The sequence below is a fragment of the Campylobacter concisus genome (assembly GCF_015230035.1).
Classification (GTDB): Bacteria; Campylobacterota; Campylobacteria; order Campylobacterales; family Campylobacteraceae; genus Campylobacter_A; species Campylobacter_A concisus_BK.
On the sequence record NZ_JAAKZD010000008.1, the window covers coordinates 1 to 18,079 of the forward strand.

Annotated in this window: 12 protein-coding genes, 6 tRNA genes and 1 pseudogene; 11 read left to right on the plus strand and 8 right to left on the minus strand. The window is 36.8% G+C overall.

Translation table 11 applies throughout. The features are described 5' to 3' along the window. Nucleotides 1–970: 970 nt before the first annotated feature. The 4 genes and pseudogenes from G6W41_RS06400 to G6W41_RS10355 all read left to right on the plus strand — a co-directional run. Nucleotides 971–2,038, plus strand: coding sequence for an ATP-binding protein (locus tag G6W41_RS06400; RefSeq protein ID WP_103579154.1), 1,068 nt, complete (start codon nt 971–973; stop codon nt 2,036–2,038). Beyond that, nucleotides 2,031–4,265: a S8 family serine peptidase gene (locus G6W41_RS06405; protein WP_194170970.1), complete on the plus strand. Its 2,235-nt coding sequence runs from the start codon at nt 2,031–2,033 to the stop codon at nt 4,263–4,265. Before G6W41_RS06400 ends, G6W41_RS06405 begins: the two co-directional genes overlap by 8 nt. Before the next feature lie 81 nt (nt 4,266–4,346). Beyond that, nucleotides 4,347–4,637: a hypothetical protein gene (locus G6W41_RS06410; protein ID WP_194170971.1), complete on the plus strand. Its 291-nt coding sequence runs from the start codon at nt 4,347–4,349 to the stop codon at nt 4,635–4,637. An 84-nt stretch (nt 4,638–4,721) separates the two neighbouring features. Then, a pseudogene (locus G6W41_RS10355) lies at nt 4,722–4,844 on the plus strand (hypothetical protein); the annotation flags it as partial. 718 nt (nt 4,845–5,562) lie between these two features. On the opposite strand, the gene G6W41_RS06420 reads toward G6W41_RS10355, so the two are convergent. From G6W41_RS06420 to G6W41_RS06450, 7 genes are all read right to left on the minus strand, one after another. After that, nucleotides 5,563–5,647: transfer RNA gene (locus G6W41_RS06420), tRNA-Leu, on the minus strand. A 14-nt stretch (nt 5,648–5,661) separates the two neighbouring features. Beyond that, a tRNA-Arg gene (locus tag G6W41_RS06425) sits at nt 5,662–5,738 on the minus strand. 15 nt (nt 5,739–5,753) lie between these two features. Beyond that, nucleotides 5,754–5,830 (minus strand) — tRNA-Arg (locus G6W41_RS06430). 6 nt (nt 5,831–5,836) lie between these two features. Beyond that, a tRNA-His gene (locus tag G6W41_RS06435) sits at nt 5,837–5,913 on the minus strand. 9 nt (nt 5,914–5,922) lie between these two features. After that, nucleotides 5,923–6,000: transfer RNA gene (locus G6W41_RS06440), tRNA-Pro, on the minus strand. A gap of 165 nt (nt 6,001–6,165) precedes the next feature. Beyond that, nucleotides 6,166–6,636 (minus strand): type II secretion system protein, encoded by a 471-nt coding sequence (locus G6W41_RS06445; RefSeq protein ID WP_103568731.1) that lies wholly within the window; start codon nt 6,634–6,636, stop codon nt 6,166–6,168. A gap of 129 nt (nt 6,637–6,765) precedes the next feature. Further along, the gene (locus G6W41_RS06450; protein WP_103568730.1) at nt 6,766–7,269 is read right to left on the minus strand and encodes a type II secretion system protein; all 504 of its coding nucleotides are present in this window, start codon (nt 7,267–7,269) and stop codon (nt 6,766–6,768) included. 150 nt (nt 7,270–7,419) lie between these two features. On the opposite strand from G6W41_RS06450, the gene G6W41_RS06455 reads away from it, so the two are divergent. Further along, nucleotides 7,420–8,283 (plus strand): cytochrome-c peroxidase, encoded by an 864-nt coding sequence (locus G6W41_RS06455; protein WP_103568729.1) that lies wholly within the window; start codon nt 7,420–7,422, stop codon nt 8,281–8,283. Then, nucleotides 8,276–10,693, plus strand: coding sequence for a bifunctional diguanylate cyclase/phosphodiesterase (locus G6W41_RS06460; protein ID WP_107829889.1), 2,418 nt, complete (start codon nt 8,276–8,278; stop codon nt 10,691–10,693). The genes G6W41_RS06455 and G6W41_RS06460 overlap by 8 nt, the downstream gene beginning before the upstream one ends. 211 nt (nt 10,694–10,904) lie before the next feature. Here G6W41_RS06460 and G6W41_RS06465 read toward each other — a convergent pair. Then, nucleotides 10,905–10,979: transfer RNA gene (locus tag G6W41_RS06465), tRNA-Glu, on the minus strand. 65 nt (nt 10,980–11,044) lie between these two features. Here G6W41_RS06465 and G6W41_RS06470 point away from each other — a divergent pair. Genes G6W41_RS06470 through G6W41_RS06490 form a run of 5 tightly spaced genes read left to right on the plus strand, consistent with a single transcriptional unit; the run spans nt 11,045 to nt 17,022 of the window. Beyond that, on the plus strand, nt 11,045–11,515 hold the full coding sequence (locus G6W41_RS06470; protein WP_107829891.1) for a hypothetical protein: 471 nt from the start codon (nt 11,045–11,047) through the stop codon (nt 11,513–11,515). Then, complete coding sequence (nfo, locus tag G6W41_RS06475; protein WP_194170972.1) at nt 11,512–12,363, plus strand: deoxyribonuclease IV; 852 nt, start codon at nt 11,512–11,514, stop codon at nt 12,361–12,363. Before G6W41_RS06470 ends, nfo begins: the two co-directional genes overlap by 4 nt. Next, nucleotides 12,360–13,613 carry an OmpP1/FadL family transporter gene (locus tag G6W41_RS06480; RefSeq protein ID WP_103568725.1) on the plus strand — a complete coding sequence of 418 codons (1,254 nt, stop codon included), beginning with the start codon at nt 12,360–12,362 and terminating at the stop codon, nt 13,611–13,613. The genes nfo and G6W41_RS06480 overlap by 4 nt, the downstream gene beginning before the upstream one ends. An 8-nt stretch (nt 13,614–13,621) precedes the next feature. Then, the gene (locus G6W41_RS06485; protein WP_194170973.1) at nt 13,622–15,289 is read left to right on the plus strand and encodes a fatty acid--CoA ligase; all 1,668 of its coding nucleotides are present in this window, start codon (nt 13,622–13,624) and stop codon (nt 15,287–15,289) included. Then, nucleotides 15,289–17,022 carry an AAA family ATPase gene (locus tag G6W41_RS06490; protein ID WP_194170974.1) on the plus strand — a complete coding sequence of 578 codons (1,734 nt, stop codon included), beginning with the start codon at nt 15,289–15,291 and terminating at the stop codon, nt 17,020–17,022. Before G6W41_RS06485 ends, G6W41_RS06490 begins: the two co-directional genes overlap by 1 nt. Nucleotides 17,023–18,079: the final 1,057 nt, after the last annotated feature.

Below are 18,079 nucleotides of genomic sequence, written 5' to 3' on the forward strand. Positions count from 1 at the left end.
GCAGGCTTTTTGGCGCATTTGCGATATCTTTCATGCAAAAGATGCCGCATTTTTCGAGCTTTAGCCTAGTTTGCTTACCGATACGCCAAAAGTCACTTAGCGGTTGATGTGTCCAGAGCTGCTTTTTATAAAGGTGCTCGTCTAAAAAGGAGATAAAAACATGGATTACAAAACAATGAGAGATAAAAATTGAAGATATGGTAAGTAATAACCAGAAGGCTTTGTTAAGGCGGTTATCAGCATTGAAAAAGGTATCAACGACGAAAGTGCTCTATATAAGCTCTATTAGGCTTATATAGACAATGATACAGTTAATTTGTTGCATGAGAAATTTGACTATATGATTGAGGAATTAAGGGAACAGGGATAGATAAAAGACCTGCCTTATGTTCAAGAGGAGAAAGATATCTTGTCAATATCATTGGAAATATTGGCAAGAAAGGCTGATGTCGTTGAGAGAGAAAACAAGAACGAAGAAGCCTTTAAGGTAGTAAATTTCTCTGTGGCATCTAAAGACGATAAGGTATAAGGTATACCATAATTATTCTGCATACGAGAAAAAGGGTGATCTTCAAAAGGATTTTAAGCAAGGGAGTTTTGTTAAAAATCAGAACTTCCATTGATGATAACAGCAAGGAACATAGCAATATCGGAATACTTTCTTCAAAGCTGTTAAAAGTAAAGGAATAGATGAAAGGACAGGAAAAAGAAAAAGAATCCGTTCTTGGAGCTATTAAGAAATATCAGGCGGAAGATAGGTAAAAGCCTAAAGAGAATAAAAAGCCAAAAAACAAAAAGGTAAGATGATGGTCGGTATGGTCTTAGGACTGCACCGGCTCTTTTTAATTCATGAAGGATCGCCAATATAGCCTTTGATGCAGAAATTAAAAATTTAAATATTTGTCCCATAAATATAGAAATTTGTCCCGGTTTGTGATATAATAATAAAGAAAATAGGAGGTATGGCAATATGAAAAAACAAAATGTTTTGAATTTAATAAAATACCATGCGGAAAGGAATGAAAATTCATTTAGAAATGAGGCAATAGCAATAGCAAGATATTTTGATAGTATAGGAGATTATCAGTTATCCGAATATATTATGGGGTTAATATCTGAATCAAATTTATATTCACCACAAAGTAGTGATTTTGAAAGTGAATTTTTAAAACAAGTAGAAATAAGAAATTTAGAGGCTTTAAATTTACCACTTGAAATAACAGAAGATATAAAAGGCATTATTAACGCTGTAAACCATAATGTGGGTATTAATAAATTTTTATTTGAAGGATTACCCGGAAGTGGAAAAACAGAAGCAGCCAAAAATGTTGCAAGATTATTGAATCGCTCTCTTTTTAGGGTAGATTTTGAAAACTTGATAGATAGCAAGTTGGGACAGACTAATAAAAATATAATAGAAGTATTTAGAGAAATAAATATTCTTCCAAATGCGAATAAGGTTGTAGTTTTATTTGATGAAATTGATGTTATTGCGTTGGATAGAATTAATTCTAATGATATTAGGGAGATGGGTAGAGTAACATCTACAATTTTAAGAGAATTAGACAGATTGACAGACCTTAATAAAGAGATTGTACTTATTGCAACAACTAATCTATATTCAAATTTTGATAAAGCATTAATTAGAAGATTTGATGCTGTTATTAATTTCAATAGGTATAGTGATGAGGATTTAATAGAAGTTGCTGAATATTATTTTTCTTCATTTATTAAGAATTTTAAAGGGATATCCAAGGATACAAGATTGTTTAAAAAAATATTGAAGACGGCAAAGAAAATACCTTATCCAGGAGAGTTAAAAAATATTATAAAAACATCACTTGCGTTTAGTGATGTTGGTTCTGAGCATGATTATTTAAAAAGATTATACAATAGCCTGATAGGAAACTTGGAACAAAAGGATATAAACCAACTTCATGAAGAAGGATTTACGGTAAGAGAAATAGAAAAATTAAAAGGGGAGTCTAAAAGTGCTGTATCAAGAAAGTTAAAGAAGGAGGAAATAGATAGTGAATAATGTCTTGGAATTAAAAGGGAAACGCTTTGTACAAGCACGTAGAAATGGTAATGGTGGTGGTATAGCCATGAATGGACAAGTGGAAGTCAGTACAGATCATTTATTAAGATTGATATCTCAGCTAATCCAGATTAAAGAATTCTGGGATAAAGAAACAAAGCCGTTTGAAGGTATCTTGGTTAGTGTTTACTACAACAAGATTGTTGCTAAAAGTAATAGAATTGCTGGAATTTTTAAAGGAACGGATTCTAATGAAGCAATTGTTGGAGCAAAATTTAATAGAGATAAGAATAAACACATCATCACATATTTTCTTGATGAGCATGATTTAACTAAAAGCATAGAGTTGATTACAGATTCTTCAAATATATTGTCTCAAAAATTTGCAGGTAAGATCAGTAAGAATATATTTGAAGATAAAAATATTGTTAATCCAACAGTTTTTAAAGATTTTTCTGTAAGTATGTCCATATTCAAACAGGTGATTGCAGATGTTTCTTATATAGATTCATTTCGAGTAGAAACACCAACAATTGAAATCAAACAAAGCATTATAACTCTTTACGATGTAAAAAAGGACGCAAAGTCATTATTTGAAATATTAGGGATAGATATTTTAAGTAGCAGAATTTTAGATAATCAAACGGTTTACTTAGATGAAAAGCAAGTGGAAGTACTTTTTGAAAAAGCACCATATCTTGTTTCAATGGCAACCGTTGATTTATCAAGTTTATCACCAGGTAATTTTATAAATGAATATCAAACAAAAATAGCAACCATACCATCTCCAACTATTGAACCGACAATTGGAGTAATAGATACTTTGTTTGATCAAAGAGTTTATTTTAGCGACTGGGTTGAGTATCATGATATGGTCTCAGAAGATATACCAAAAAATCCAAAAGATTATAATCATGGGACGGCAGTATCTTCCATTATTGTTGATGGAGCAAGATTAAATCCCTGGTTAGATGATGGTTGTGGAAGGTTCAAAGTTAGACATTTTGGAGTAGCTGTTGGTGCTGAATTTTCTTCTTTCTCTATAATAAAAAAAATAAAGAGCATTGTAGCAAATAATACAGATATAAAAGTATGGAACATTTCACTTGGTAGTAATCAGGAAATTAATGACAACTTTATTTCTGCTGAAGCTGCAACATTAGATAAAATTCAGTTTGAAAACAATGTAATATTTGTTGTGGCGGGAACAAATAAACCAAGTGCAGATATAGTAAAAATAGGCTCTCCGGCAGATTCTATTAATAGCATAGTTGTAAATTCAGTTACTAAGGATGGGCGGTTTACTAAATATGCTCGTAAAGGATTAGTATTATCTTTTTTTGCAAAGCCTGATGTAAGTTATTATGGTGGCAGCGAGGAAGAGTACATTAGGGTTTGTGAACCTTTAGGGGCCGCGAGTGCTGCTGGTACTTCTTATGCTGCACCTTGGATTGCGAGGAAATTATCTTATTTAATTGATGTATTAGGACTTAATAGGGAAGTTGCAAAAGCCATGATTATTGATGCTGCAAGAGGTTGGGATGAAAAACCAACTCCTGAAGAAGTTGCCTTATATGGGCATGGAGTTGTACCAATTCATATAAATGACATCATTCAAACAAAAGATGATGAAATAAAATTTGTGGTATCAGACATTAGCGAAAAATGGAATACTTATAACTACGATTTTCCAGTTCCTCTAAAGGATAATAAGTATCCATATATTGCGAAAGCTACGATGTGTTATTTTCCATTGTGTGATAGATTGCAAGGTGTTGACTATACAAATACAGAATTGAATTTGCATTTTGGTCGAATAGGAGATGATAAAAAAATCAAGGATATTAAGGGCGATAAACAGAATACAGAAGACACATTAGATGGAGAAAGAAATTATCTTTTGGAAGGTGAAGCTAGAAAGCAGTTTAGAAAATGGGATAATGTAAAGTATATCGCAGAGAGTGCTACAAAAAGAATGATACCAAAAGACTCTTATAAAAATAAAAACTGGGGTATGGAAGTAAAGACAAATAATAGATTATCTCCCCAAGATGGCGTAGGGGTTAGGTTTGGTGTTGTTGTAACACTTAAAGAAATGAATGGGGTTAATAGAATTGATGAATTTATCAGAAGTTGTATATTAAATGGTTGGCTAGTGAATGTAATTGATATTGTTAATAGAGTAGATGTTCACCAAAAAGTTAATGAAGAGATTGAGTTTGAATAGATACTAAATGACAGTATCAAAGGAGGGTTAGTAGTAAATGATATTCACAGAAGAACAATTAAGAAAATATGCAAAAAACCTTTGAGTGAAACAGAGGAAAATCAATGCAAAAATGCTGTAAGAATGGTGGTTAATGCATTAAAAACTACCGGATTTAATGAAAGTACTTCTATTCAAAAAAAGTATAGTGAGACACCTTCATTTGGAGTGATGATGAAGAGTGATTATGATTATGAGGTTAAAATATTTTTACAAGGATCTTATGCAAACAATACTAATGTTAGAAAGCATGGCAATGTAAATATTGTTGCTGTTCAAATAGATCAATTTAGACCAAAATATAGAGTTGATGTTTCTAAAGGTTTTATTTAAAAAGCAAGACTTTTAAAGATATAGTTCAGTCCGCATTAGAAAATAAATTCGGTAATGATGTGGAAATAAAAACCATTTTTACCCAAATCATATAACTGGAAAACTTATAAAGATGTGAATGTGAAATTTTGGAAGGAGCATCAAAAACCTCCCTTGCAAAAGCAACTAAGATGCTTCATAAATAGCATAAAGGTATTTTGGGGTTAGCTTAAAAATTTACAAACAAAGAGCTGTTTTAAAAAAACGTATATAGATGAGTCAGGGGCAAAACTCTTGGATCATGCTTCGTAAGTGCCGCTCCGAGCCATTATAACTGGACGATAAAAAGCTTAAGGTTCATCAAAAAATTGCAAGTCAAAATAGCAGAAATAGGATAGTAAGGCGCATTTTACAAAAGCAAAAAAATGCATAATTGACTTAGTTTACATAACTAATCCATATATCCATGAAAGGTTAAAGCTAAATTATACAAGAAAAACTCTTGAGCTGATAAACACATATGACTTAGGCGTAACGCCCATGATACAAAAAGTTTGATTTTCCTGATCTATTGAAGCCAAATACTAAAACTATCGGCTTATACAAAAATTTCTACAACTTTTCTCCAAATGCCTTAAAGTTATTACCACACCCCACTTTTACAATTCTGGCCCCTCGATGTATTTTTGTTTGCCTTGATTAAACTATAGTTTGTTTTTGGCGCTCTTAAATATTGCTGGAATTAAGCATTATACTTTGCAATGCCTAAGTACCATAGCCACAATGATAAAATAGTATCTAGGTATAACCTGTCAAAGCAAAATATCCAATGATAAAACAGACTAACATAGAATGTTCTAGAATATTAAATAAATTAAAAAATAAGAAACTTGGGCTACCTTTTAAAACCTTAAATCTTGAAATATAGTATTTATGGAGTTTTGGATGGTGCGGATGAGAGGACTTGAACCTCCACGCCGTGGGGCACCAGATCCTAAGTCTGGCGTGTCTGCCAATTTCACCACATCCGCACAACAATAATAAGTGGTACGCCCATCAGGATTCGAACCTGAGGCCTACGGCTTAGAAGGCCGTTGCTCTATCCAGCTGAGCTATGAGCGCATAAAGTCTTTTAAGTGGCGCGCCCGATAGGAGTCGAACCCATAACCTACAGATCCGAAGTCTGTCGCTCTATCCAATTGAGCTACGAGCGCCCAAAATGGGGTGAGTGATGGGAATCGAACCCACGACCCTCAGGACCACAATCTGATGCTCTAACCGACTGAGCTACACTCACCATTTAACATGGTCGGGGTGAAAGGATTCGAACCTTCGGCCCTCTGGTCCCAAACCAGATGCGCTAACCAGACTGCGCTACACCCCGCCTGAGTCGTGTTTGTAAGTTTATGCCACTACCTCATTAAAAAGTCGCATTGTATCTAAAAATGTTATTGTTGTCAAGAAAAAATTAGTTTTGGACTTTATTTTTATAAAATTTCAAGAATTAAGTGTAAATTTCAGACTTTAATCTTTTTGAAAAAATATCTAGCTAAAAAACGATGCGAGTAGCGCTAAAGCTGATATGAGCTGGCAATGCTCCTTGTGCTGGCTTTATCATAGTCTGGCTAAAACGCTTAAATTCTGGAGCTTCCCAAAGTTTTTTGCATAAGCCTTGCTCGCTGATATCTACTCCCAAGCAGCTTTGATCTGCAGCAAAAAATTTTAATGAAATGCACTTTTCATTTTTAGCAAAAAAGCCAAGATCGCCAGAGCTACCCACGACCCCAGCATTTGTCATCTCTTTAAATTTCACTTTATTATTCGCAGTATCAAGAGCTAGTTTGCCTTGTGATATATAGTAGGCATTTATCTCTTCTATAGCGGTTCTAATCTCCGCCATAGTCTTTACTAAGACCGCATCATCTCTTGTAGCGCTGATCCTTGGGGTAGCGATCGCGGCTAAAACACCGATGACAACTATAATGAGAATTAGTTCGATCATAGTAAAAGCTTTTTTCATTACTTCATCCTTGAATTTGAAGTTGCGAGATTATAACTAGAATTTTTATAAATGAAAAATAAATTTTGAAATTAAGTTAAAGAAGAGCGGCAAGGAATTTCTCCTTGCCAAAATTTGAGTTTAGAAGTATTAGAACGCTACGCTAAGACCACTAACTGGGTATTCACCAGCATCACTAGTTTGTTCTGAAGGAGCTGTGCCAGCTTGTGCATTAGCAGCTAAACCACTCCATTTAAATTTATTTGTAAGCAGTTTATCTACACCGCTATTTTTATAAATCGCAGTGCAAATACTTTCTGTCTTATCGTCACCTTGTTCTACTTTTACGTTTGCAGGTTTATTTGTCGTTGCATTGTAGTTCGTTAAAGTAACTTTCAAGCATTTTTTGCCAGCAGCTAACAACTCATTGGCACTAGTTAAAGGCACATTTGTCATTTCTGATAAGGTAGCAAATTTGCCTTGAGAAGTATAATATGCACCAACATCACTCAATAAAGTAGATAAGTTTGTAGCAGCTTTAGCAACTTCTGCATCGTCCCTTGTTGCAGCTAGTCTTGGTATAGCGACTGCGGCTAATATGCCTAAAATAACGATCACGAAGATCAACTCGATCATTGTAAAACCTTTTTTCATGGTTCCTCCTTGAAATTTGTGTAATTTTTCGCGGATTATACAACATTTTTTTCAAAAGGCAAATAAAAACTAAATTTTTTACAATTTAGCCGATTTGGTAGTTATGAAAAAGAATTCCGCTATAATGACGCTCAAGAATATGGAGATTTTATGAAAAAAGTTTTATTTTGGATGGTAGTATCTTTTTGTATTTTGAGCGCAAATTCATCATTTGAGCCAGTGCTTTCATCAAAATATGACGAAAAACAAGCCTACATCGGTAAAAAGCTCTTTTTTGACAAAAGACTAAGCACCACTGAAAACTACTCATGCGAAACTTGCCACAACTTATACTGGAATTTAAGTGGCACAAACTCATCTTACACCAGCCAAAAGGGCGTCATAAACCCGCCTAGCGTGCTAAATTCGGCTTTAAATTTTCTATTTTTTACTGATGGCAGAGTAAGAAGCTTAAAAGATCAAGTAAAAGAGTCGATAAATTCTAGAAATGAGCTAAATTCAAACAAAGATGAGATAGTAAAAAAGGTAAAAAGCATAGGCGAGTATGGGATTTTGTTTAATGACGCATATGGTGATGGCATAAACTACGAGAATATAGTAGATGCTTTGGTGGAATTTGAAAAGGCGGTTTTGAGCATTGATTCGCCATTTGATGAGTATCTAGCTGGCAATGATGACTCCATAAATGCTGAGGCAAAAAAGGGCTTTGAGCTCTTTAATAAAATAGGCTGTGTGGCATGCCACAATGGTAGAAATTTAGGTGGAAATTTGATGCAAAACGTGGGCTTAAAAGATGCAGGTGAGAGCAGACGCCTTATGCGTGTGCCTTCACTTAGAAATGTAGCAAGAACGGCTCCATATCTAAGTAGTGGCGAAATGAGCGATCTAAAAGAGGTCATAGGCTTTGTGAGCTATCATCAGCTGATCCACACACTAAGTAGCGAAGAGCTGGAGCAAATTTATAAATTTTTGCTAACACTAAATGGACGCAGACCTAGGATACTAAATGAATAAAAGACAAGCAAATATCATCTTAATCGTCCTAGCGATCGTCTTTTTCTTTAGCTCAGCTTACATCTATATGGCAAATAGAGCAGTTACTGCTGTTAGTAAATTTAACGATACGATCTTAAGCCTTATCTTGCTAGATAACGAGCTAAGCTTTAGCTTAGAAAATAACGTACTTCGTCTAAACTACGACGATGTAAATAAAAATTTAAAAAGTTTTGATCAAAATTTAACCAGACTTGATGAGCTAAACGAGATCATACATGTCTTTTACCAAGAGAAAAATGCCAAAACTTTAAAGGTCATAAACGACGACTTTTTAAAAAAACAAAGGCTTGTAGATAGGTCAAACTACGCTAGCTCGTCAATGGCTGCTTACATCTTATCAGGTGAGTTTGAAATAGCATCAGAGAAGAAGCTAGATGCACTTAATGTGATATTTCACGCGATAAAAAGCTCAGCCCTAATCAGCCCCGAAACGCTAAATCAAACAAAAGAGCAGATAGAAAAGTATAAAGATACTTACAAAAACGACACAAAAGCGATCTTGGTGCTAAATAAGGCAACTTACGCGCTTGAATTTGCAAAAAACCTAAGTGCCGTAGCTCAAGACTCTGTTGATCTAAAACTTGGAGAAACACTAAGAAAATTTAGAGATGACACCCTAGCCTCTTACAGCATAATGATACGAAATATAGTGATAATGCAAGTGCTTTGTTTTATCAGCTTTGTGCTATTTTGCGCACTGGCCTTTTACCAAGCAAGAGTGCTAACTAAACAGCTAAAGCAGATAAAACTACTAAAAACGACAGTGGATGCAGGACACAGCTCGATAGTCTTTTGCGACAATAACAATAAAATTTTATATGTAAATAAAACCTTTGAGGCAAAAAGTGGATATAAACTAAAAGATGTTGTCGGCAAAAGTCCTAAAATTTTAAAATCAAATATGCACCCAGAGAGCTTTTACGCTGAGATAAGAAATGCTATAAATAAGCACATCTCATGGGAGAGCGAAGAGCTCATAAGCAGGACAAAAAACGGCAAGCTGCTCTATGAGAAGGTGCGTTTTGCGCCATTTTTCTTTGAGGGTAAGCTAGAGGGCTACATGGCTATAAAGCTTGATAGGACAAAAGAGCTTAGCATGCTTAAAGAGCTAACTCAAAAAAATGAGCAGATAAAAATTCAATCCTCAATCGACAAGCTAACTGGCTTTGGCAACTACTTTGCCCTAACTGAGATGATAGAGGCGAAAAAAGATGGAATTTTGATCAGCATAAGCATCAAAAACTATAAGATGCTAAGATTTTTCTACCAAAACAAGGTCATCGAAGCCATGCTAAAAGCGGTGGCAAATACGCTAAAACTCTGCGTTGATACATACTCTATAAATGCTGAGCTATTTAGGTTTCAAGATGATGCGTTTTACATCTGGTATCAAGGCGATGACATCGTTAGAGATATCGGCTTTATAAAAGAGTATTTTAACTTTAGCAGGATGAATATCGAGATAGACGGTAAATTTGAAAACCTACCTGGTATCAAGATAACTCTTGGCGTCTCTTTGTCAAATGACACACCGCAAACAAACCGCCTAATGCAGTCAATCCTAGCTAATCAACAAGCAAGCGATAGCGGCAACGAGATCTACTACTACCTAGAAAACGATGCGATCGAGATGAGATACTATAAAAACCAACTCATAACCGAACTCATCGAGTACGCCCTAGAAAACGACAAGGTGATAGTCGAGTGTCAGGGAATTTTTAACGTGCATGAAAATGAGACAGAGGCAAAATACTATGAAGTTTTGGTGCGCATAGTCGATCAAAACGGCAAGATCCGCTACCCAGGCGAGTTTTTAGAGATCGCGATGAAAACGCAACTTTATCTTCAGATAACAAAAAAAGTGATCGCTCTAGCCTTTGATCTAGTGAAAAAATATCCAGACTATACATTTTCTATCAACCTCTCAAGCTCAGATCTAACTGATCCTGGTGTGAGAGAAATTTTAGATGAAAAGCTAGAGAGCTGCCCAGATCCTAGTAGAGTTTGCTTTGAGATGCTAGAGAGCGAAGAGCTTAGCGACTACGGCATGGCAAATGAATTTATAAAAAGAGCTAAGAAATATGGATGTAAAATCTCGATCGACGACTTTGGCTCTGGCTACTCTAACTACTACCGAATTTTAGAGCTTGATATAGATAACATCAAGATAGATGGCTCGATCATCAAAAAGCTACCAACCGATGAAAACGCAAGGGTTTTGGTTGAGACTATCGTGAGCTTTGCTAGAAGACAAGGCTATAAGATAGTGGCTGAGTTTGTGAGCAACGAAGAAATTTTAGAGTATATAAAGAAATTTGGAATTTCATACGCACAGGGATTTTTACTAGGCAAGCCACATCAGATGTAAATTTTGCAGTTACTTTAAAGCCTATTAAAAGGCTAAATTTAACTGCTTTTTACTTTTATACTTGCGTGAAATCTACTTTTTAAATTTTGCTAGACGTGAAATTTGATCTCTTTTACAACAATTAAATTTAAGAATTTGTCTTTAAAAAAGCTGAAAATTTGGATTAACTAGATTTTAAAGCTTATGTGGATAAGATTTTGTCTTTTAGAAGTGGTGACCCATACGAGACTCGAACTCGTGTTACCGCCGTGAAAGGGCGATGTCCTAACCGCTAGACGAATGGGCCACGGTCGGTTATGAAGTTGGGATTATATTACTTTTTAACTTAAATTTACATAAAAGGACAAATCGTTGAAGAAATTTTCACTTGTTTTATTATTTGCTCTCATTTTTTCAGGCTGTGTTGCGACTAAAACGCCACAAAGCTCACAAGCTTTTCAGGTCACTTTATTTTCTCCGATGATAAAGATAAATGATGTTGGATTTTTTCACACATACAAAAATGAACTAAATTTGCAAATTTATAGCTCTGGCGTAAATACCGCAAATATAAATATAAAGGACAAAATTTGCGTAAATAGCGCTTGTTTTAAAAAGACTGAATTTAACGAGAAATTTTTTCTAGCGCCGCATTATGAGAGCCTTTTTGAAGAGATTTTGCAAAGGCAAAAAATTTATGACGGCAAAGATCTAAGCACCACAGAGTGCGGCTTTAGACAAGATCTAAGTTCTTATTTTATAAAATACGAAGTTTGCGATAACTACGTCAAATTTATCGATAGCAAAAATAAAATAAAAGTGATAATAAAAGAGTTAAAATGAGATACATAGGAGCTCACGTAAGTGCGGCTGGAGGCGTATCTAACGCACCGATAAACGCTGCAAAAATAGGAGCAAATGCCTTTGCACTTTTTACAAAAAATCAGCGCCAGTGGAGCGCAAAGGAGCTGAGCGAGGGCGAGATAGCGCAGTTTAAAGCAAATTTAAAAGCCTCTGGCATAAGCGCCGATCACGTCTTGCCACATGCAAGCTACCTCATAAATTTAGGCCATCCAGAAAAAGAGGCAAGAGCTAAGTCCCTTGAAGCCTTTATCGATGAGATAGAGCGAGCTAGCCAGCTTGGATTAAAACTTTTAAATTTCCACCCTGGCTCACACCTAAAGCAAATAAGCCAAAATGAGTGCCTAGATAACATCGCAAGATGCATAAACGAAGCGCTAAAACGAACAAGCGGCGTAAAACTAGTCATCGAAAACACGGCCGCACAAGGCTCAAATTTAGGCTTTGATTTTGCGCAGCTGGCGTATCTGATCGAGCGTGTGGATGATGAGAGCAGAGTTGGCGTTTGCATCGATACTTGCCACGCATTTGCCGCTGGATACGATCTAAGAAGCAAAGAGGCTTACGCTAAGACGATGGGCGAATTTGATGCGACGATAGGCTATAAATTTCTATCTGGCATGCACCTAAATGACGCTAAATTTGGGCTTGGCTCAAAAAAAGATAGGCATGAGAGCCTTGGCAAGGGCGAGCTTGGCCTTGGCGCTTTTGAAAATATAATAAATGATGATAAAATAGGCGAAATTCCCTTGATTTTAGAGACGATTGACGAGAGTATTTGGGAAGATGAGATCAAAATTTTAAGAAACCTAGAAAAGGAAAAGCTATGAAAAGAGTGCTTTTAAGCATTGTTGCGACATGTTCTTTATTAAATGCTGGGGGTTACAAGGTCCCTGAGCAAAGTGCTGACTCTTTGGGGCTTGCTGCTAGTAACGTAGCCTTTAGTTTTGGGGCTGATGCGGCTTATTTTAACCCTGCAAATATGATGTTTTTAGACGGGCTTCACCATTTTGAAAGCACGCTTGGTTGGTTTCATATAAATTCCATCGATTTTAAAAGCGATGGTGGCAAGAGCTACAGCTCAGAGAAATTTGACTCACTAGCTGGCACATTTAGCTTTGTAACGCCAGAAATTTATGAAAACTGGAGATTTGGACTAGCCCTTGCTGTGCCCGCTGCTGTTGGCATCTCGTGGGAGGATCCAGAGACGGCATTTACTGGAAAGAGATTTAAACTACAAGTTGTCGAGCTAAATCCAACCGTGGCTTACCGCATAAATGACAAACTTGCCATTGCTCTTGGCGCTAGAGGCGTTTATAGCAAGGGTAAGATAGCAAGCGACTTTGGACGTTTTGGTTACAGAGAGATACAAGGTGATGGCATAAACTACGGCTACAACGTCGCTCTTACATATAGACCTATCGAGGAGCTAAGCTTTGCGGTGACTTACCGCTCGAAGGTAAATTTAGAGCTTAAAGGTAACACTGATGCTGATTTTAATGGGGCTCTAGCACCTATAAGCTATCATGGCAAAACAAGAGTTGAGATCCCACTGCCAGCTCAGCTAGTGCTTGCTACTGGATATAAATTTAGTGATTTTACCCTTTTGCTAGCTTTCGAGAGGACATACTGGTCTAAATTTAAAGATTATGACTTTGAATATGATGATAAGACAGCAGCTCATTCACACCCTATTCTAGGTAGATCCTTTAAGGCATTTATGGACGATCCAGTCGTTAAAAATGCAAAAGATACAAACACATATAGGATAGGCCTTGCTTACGACGTAAATGAAAAACTTAGGCTAATGGCTGGCTTTTCATACGATGAGGATATCACTAGCAGCGAGCATACTGGCTTAGAGCTTCCAAACACCACCTCTCAGGCGTATTCGTTTGGAGCAAACTATAAATTTACGCCAAATTTAGAGCTAGGACTAGGCTATCTCTATCAGCACCGAGACAAAAAGCGTGCAACAGATATAAAAAATGGTACTCGCAACGGCACTGGCTCAATGTCTGGCGAATTTGACGCAAGTAGCGTTCAGATAGCTGCAATGACATTTAAATACTCTTTCTAGGGCTAAAAATGCAATACTCTTATAATAATTTTTATGAAATTTTGACCAAAGTAGCAAAGCAGAGTCCAAACCAGATAGCGATCTTTGATGAAAAAGAGAAGCTAAAATACCACGAAATAAAGCAAAACGTCGATAAAGTGGCAGCTTACTTGCAGCTTTGCGGAGTAAATTTTGGCGACAAAGTGGCTATGGCTGTGGCAAATTCGAAAGAATTTATCATCTCATACCTTGCTATCACGGCTATCGGTGCGGTTGCGGTGCCGATGAATACCTTTTTAAAAACAAATGAGTTTGAGTATATCTTAAATGACTGCGGCGCAAGGGTGCTCTTTGCCTCTAGCTCTCTGGCAAAGGAGCTAATCGCACTTAGCGAGCTTGAGATTTTAAGAAAGATCATCTGGATCGGTCAAACGCCTAAAAAACTTCAAAGCGCCTCAAAAGACGACTATGTAAGCGTTGATGAGGAGTATGGCGAGAGTGCTTATCTATCTTCAACGCCACAAATTTCAAAAGAGGATATGAGCAATGGTTATGAAAATAACGGCGTTGTAAAAAATGTAAATTTCAGCGAAGCACTAAATCACAAATACACCCTAAGCATCACGAAATACCCTAAAATAGACGATCTCATGCACATCATCTACACCTCAGGCACTACAGGCAAGCCAAAAGGTGCTATGATAAGCTATAAAAATATCTTCTCAAACGTCATCGGCGCTCATGAGCGTTTTAAAGTTAAAAAAAGCGATAGATTTATCGTATTTTTGCCGATGTTTCATAGCTTTACGCTCACAGCTATGGTGCTTTTACCGATATATGCAGCCGCTTCGATGGTGCTCGTAAGATCGGTCTTTCCATTTTCAAATGTGTTAAAGCAGACACTGCTTAAAAGAGTTACTGTATTTTTGGGTATCCCAGCCATATATACAGCCATTGGCAAGGCAAAAATTCCTTGGTATTTTAGATGGTTTAACCGCATAAGGCTATTTGTAAGTGGCGCTGCTCCGCTTGCTAAGCAAACGATTGATGATTTTAGAGTGAAATTCCCGCGTGCAACGCTAGTTGAAGGATATGGCCTTAGCGAATGCTCGCCAGTCGTAGCGGCAAATTTATTTGACAAGCAAAAGCTTCTAAGCGTTGGCCCTGCGCTAAATGGCTATGAGGTCAAGATCGTAGATGATGAGATGATGGAGCTACCAGTCGGGCAGATCGGCGAGATCATCGTAAAAGGTGACTGCGTCATGCAAGGCTACTACGGCATGCCAGGCGTGACAGATGAGACCATCATAAATGGCTGGCTAAAAACTGGGGACCTTGGCAAGATCGATGAAGAGGGCTTTATCTACATCGTTGATCGCAAAAAGGACCTCATCATATCAAAGGGCATAAACATCTATCCACGCGAGATCGAAGAGGTTATCTATAAGCTAGAAGCCGTCGAAGCTGCAGCAGTCATCGGCGTAAAAGATGTGCATGCAGACGAAGAGGTCGTAGCTTTCATACAGGTAAAAGATGGCATGGATCTTGATGAAAAGACGGTTAGAGAGCATCTAAAGAAAAATTTAGCAAATTTCAAAATTCCAAAAAGCATTTATTTTGCCGAGGAGCTGCCTAGAAATGCCACTGGCAAGGTGCTAAAACGTGTGCTAAAAGAGCAGATAAAGGATAAAATTTAGTGAAGTATTTGCTTGATTTTCTAAACCAAGACCTCAAAAAAAGTAAAATTTACGAGCTTATAAAGTGTGGCGATGAAGAGGGAGAAATTTTAAAATACCTAAGCAAAGCCTACGTGCAAGGCACAGCTAGCATGAGCGTTTTTGAGCTACTTGGAGCTGTTTTTGGCACGCAAAACGACAAGCAGCTTTTATACCTTAAATTTATAAAAAATTTGCTAGATAGTGGCTGGATAGTGCAAAACTACAGCCTCTTTAAAATGCCAGAGAACTCGCAAAAAAGCTCAAACCAAGGGCTACTCTCGCTACTTCACTCTGAAATTTCACTCTCAAGCACATTTTTAAAGATCCTTGAAGATGGCAACGCTGATATAAATTTACCAGAGCTTGCGCCTTATGAAGATCATTTGGAGTATTTAAAAGATCAGTTTTTAAAGATAGAGCTTTACTCAAAGGCTGCGATATTTGAAGGTGGCTCAAATGACGCTAAAAAGCGCATAAACGAGCAAATTTCTGAGCTAACAAAACGCATAAACGAGCGTGTAAAACTAAGCAAGATCAGCCTAAAAATAGAGCAAATTTTTAAAGAAAACTCGCTTGATGAAAAAGAGCAGATCATATTTTTAGCCCTTTTAAAAGAGGAGTACGCGGGCGACTTTGAAAACGGCCGCGACCTAAACACGCTAGTTGGGCTAATAAGCAAGGACGAGCTTGAACGCATCAAAAATTGCACACTTTTAGAGGATGGCTCAAGGCTTATCGAGGGCGCTCTAATCGACTACGACGAGGTTTTAAACGCTTATGGCAACGTTAGCAAAAGCTTTTTTATAAACGAAGAAATTTTGCAAAGCATAATGCACCCAAAAAATGACAAAAACAGCAAGAAAATCAAGATCGAAAGCCTAGTAAAAGAGCAAGAAATTTTTGAGCTCATTGAGCCAGTAACTAGCCTAGAAGACGTCGTGCTAAACGAAAAGACAAAGCAGCTTTTAAGCACGATACTAAAGCAAGTCGATAAAAAAGTGCTCGCTAGACTTAGCAGCTGGGGTATAAAAACTAGGAAAAATATAGACGCTAAGATCATCTTTTACGGCGAGCCTGGCACTGGTAAGACGATGAGCGCCGTTGGGCTTGCAAAGAGCCTAAAGAAGCAAATTCTAAGCTTTGACTGCTCAAAAATTTTAAGCAAATATGTCGGCGAGAGCGAGCAAAATGTAAGAAAAATTTTTGACACTTACAAAGAAATTTGCAAAAAAAGTGGTAGCGAGCCAGTGCTCTTGCTAAACGAGGCCGATCAGTTTTTAAGCACGAGAGTGGAGAGCTCAAGCGGGGCTGAAAAGATGCACAATCAAATGCAAAATATCTTTTTAGAGCAGATCGAGCGCTTTGAGGGCGTGCTGATCGCTACGACAAATTTCTTGCAGAGCCTTGACGTGGCGTTTTCCAGAAGGTTTGACTATAAGATCGAGTTTAAAAAGCCCGATTTTAACGGCAGGCTCGCCATTTGGCGTAAAATTTTGCCTGAAAATGCGAGCTTTGAAGATGGTTTTAGCGTAGAAAGGCTGGCTGAGTTTAACCTAAGTGGCGCGCAGATCGTCCTTGCACTAAAAAACACCGCTTTAAAAGTGGCGATAAAAGATGATGGGATTTTTACCTTTGAGGACTTCAAAACCACGATAGAGCGCGAGCTAAACTCAAGCTTTGGCGAGGATAAAAAGATGGGATTTGGCTCTTAGGCCTTATCTTATTTTATAAATTTTATTTTACGCTACACAAAACCGCTGGTTTGATAAGAAATTTGCTTTACTCAATAAAAATTTAGAGGAGTTTCGCCACTAAAAACATTAAAAGCGCGAGTTAAATTTAAGCTTTGGCGATGAAAAATGCAGATAATTGCCGAGAGTGTTAAATTTTATTTTTATACGGAGCATGCCCCTAAAAGTAATAGGGAAAGTGGGCTAAATTTGAGCTTTGATGAGAATGAAAAGATAAATTTTGCTCTTAGATTTTTAAAGTATGTTGCAGGCTTTACACTATCATAAAGACAAAAGCGCGGATATCAAATTTGCTTTTATAGTCAAATTTACACAAAGCCTACCACTAAAAATTTATAGAAAACGCGAAACAAATTTGATCTTTGGCGTAATTCTCTTACGCTTTTTTAAATATACGCTTTGCATCACAAGACAAAGTCTAAAATATCAGTACTTGCCAAACTAAACGTGGAATTTTTTACAATTAAATTTTGTCAAAAGCTACGATAGATAGATACCCATCTATAGGCTTTTTGCATAAATTTAACTCGCTCACTTATCTCAAATTTTAAAATTTTATCCGTTCTATAACTGCCCTACTTTTTCATCTATTGCGGGCTTTTTCATTAAAGTAGATGGCTGCAGGTCAAAGTGTGAAATTTTGCTTTTTTATTAAATTTGAGCGAAAAACTACAGCTTGGCAGATACCAACTTATAGGCACTAGCATAAATTTACTCCCTTAGCCTTTGCAAAATGGTATTTTTTATCCAAAAAACGCAAAATTTTAATTTATCCACTATGCCTTAAACATAAAGAGCACAAAGTGCATAACTCTAGTTGCGTATGCTTTTGCATTAAATTTTTTATCTATGCAAATTTGCAAAAGCGACAAGCAAGACAAATGCAGTTACAAATTTAACTCGCTCGCTTGCCATAAATTTACTACTGCAACCTTTGCAAACAAACATTTTTTATCAAAAAGCCAAAATTTTAAATTTTATCCGCCGTTTGAAGCGTGGGCGTGACTGCTTTTTATAA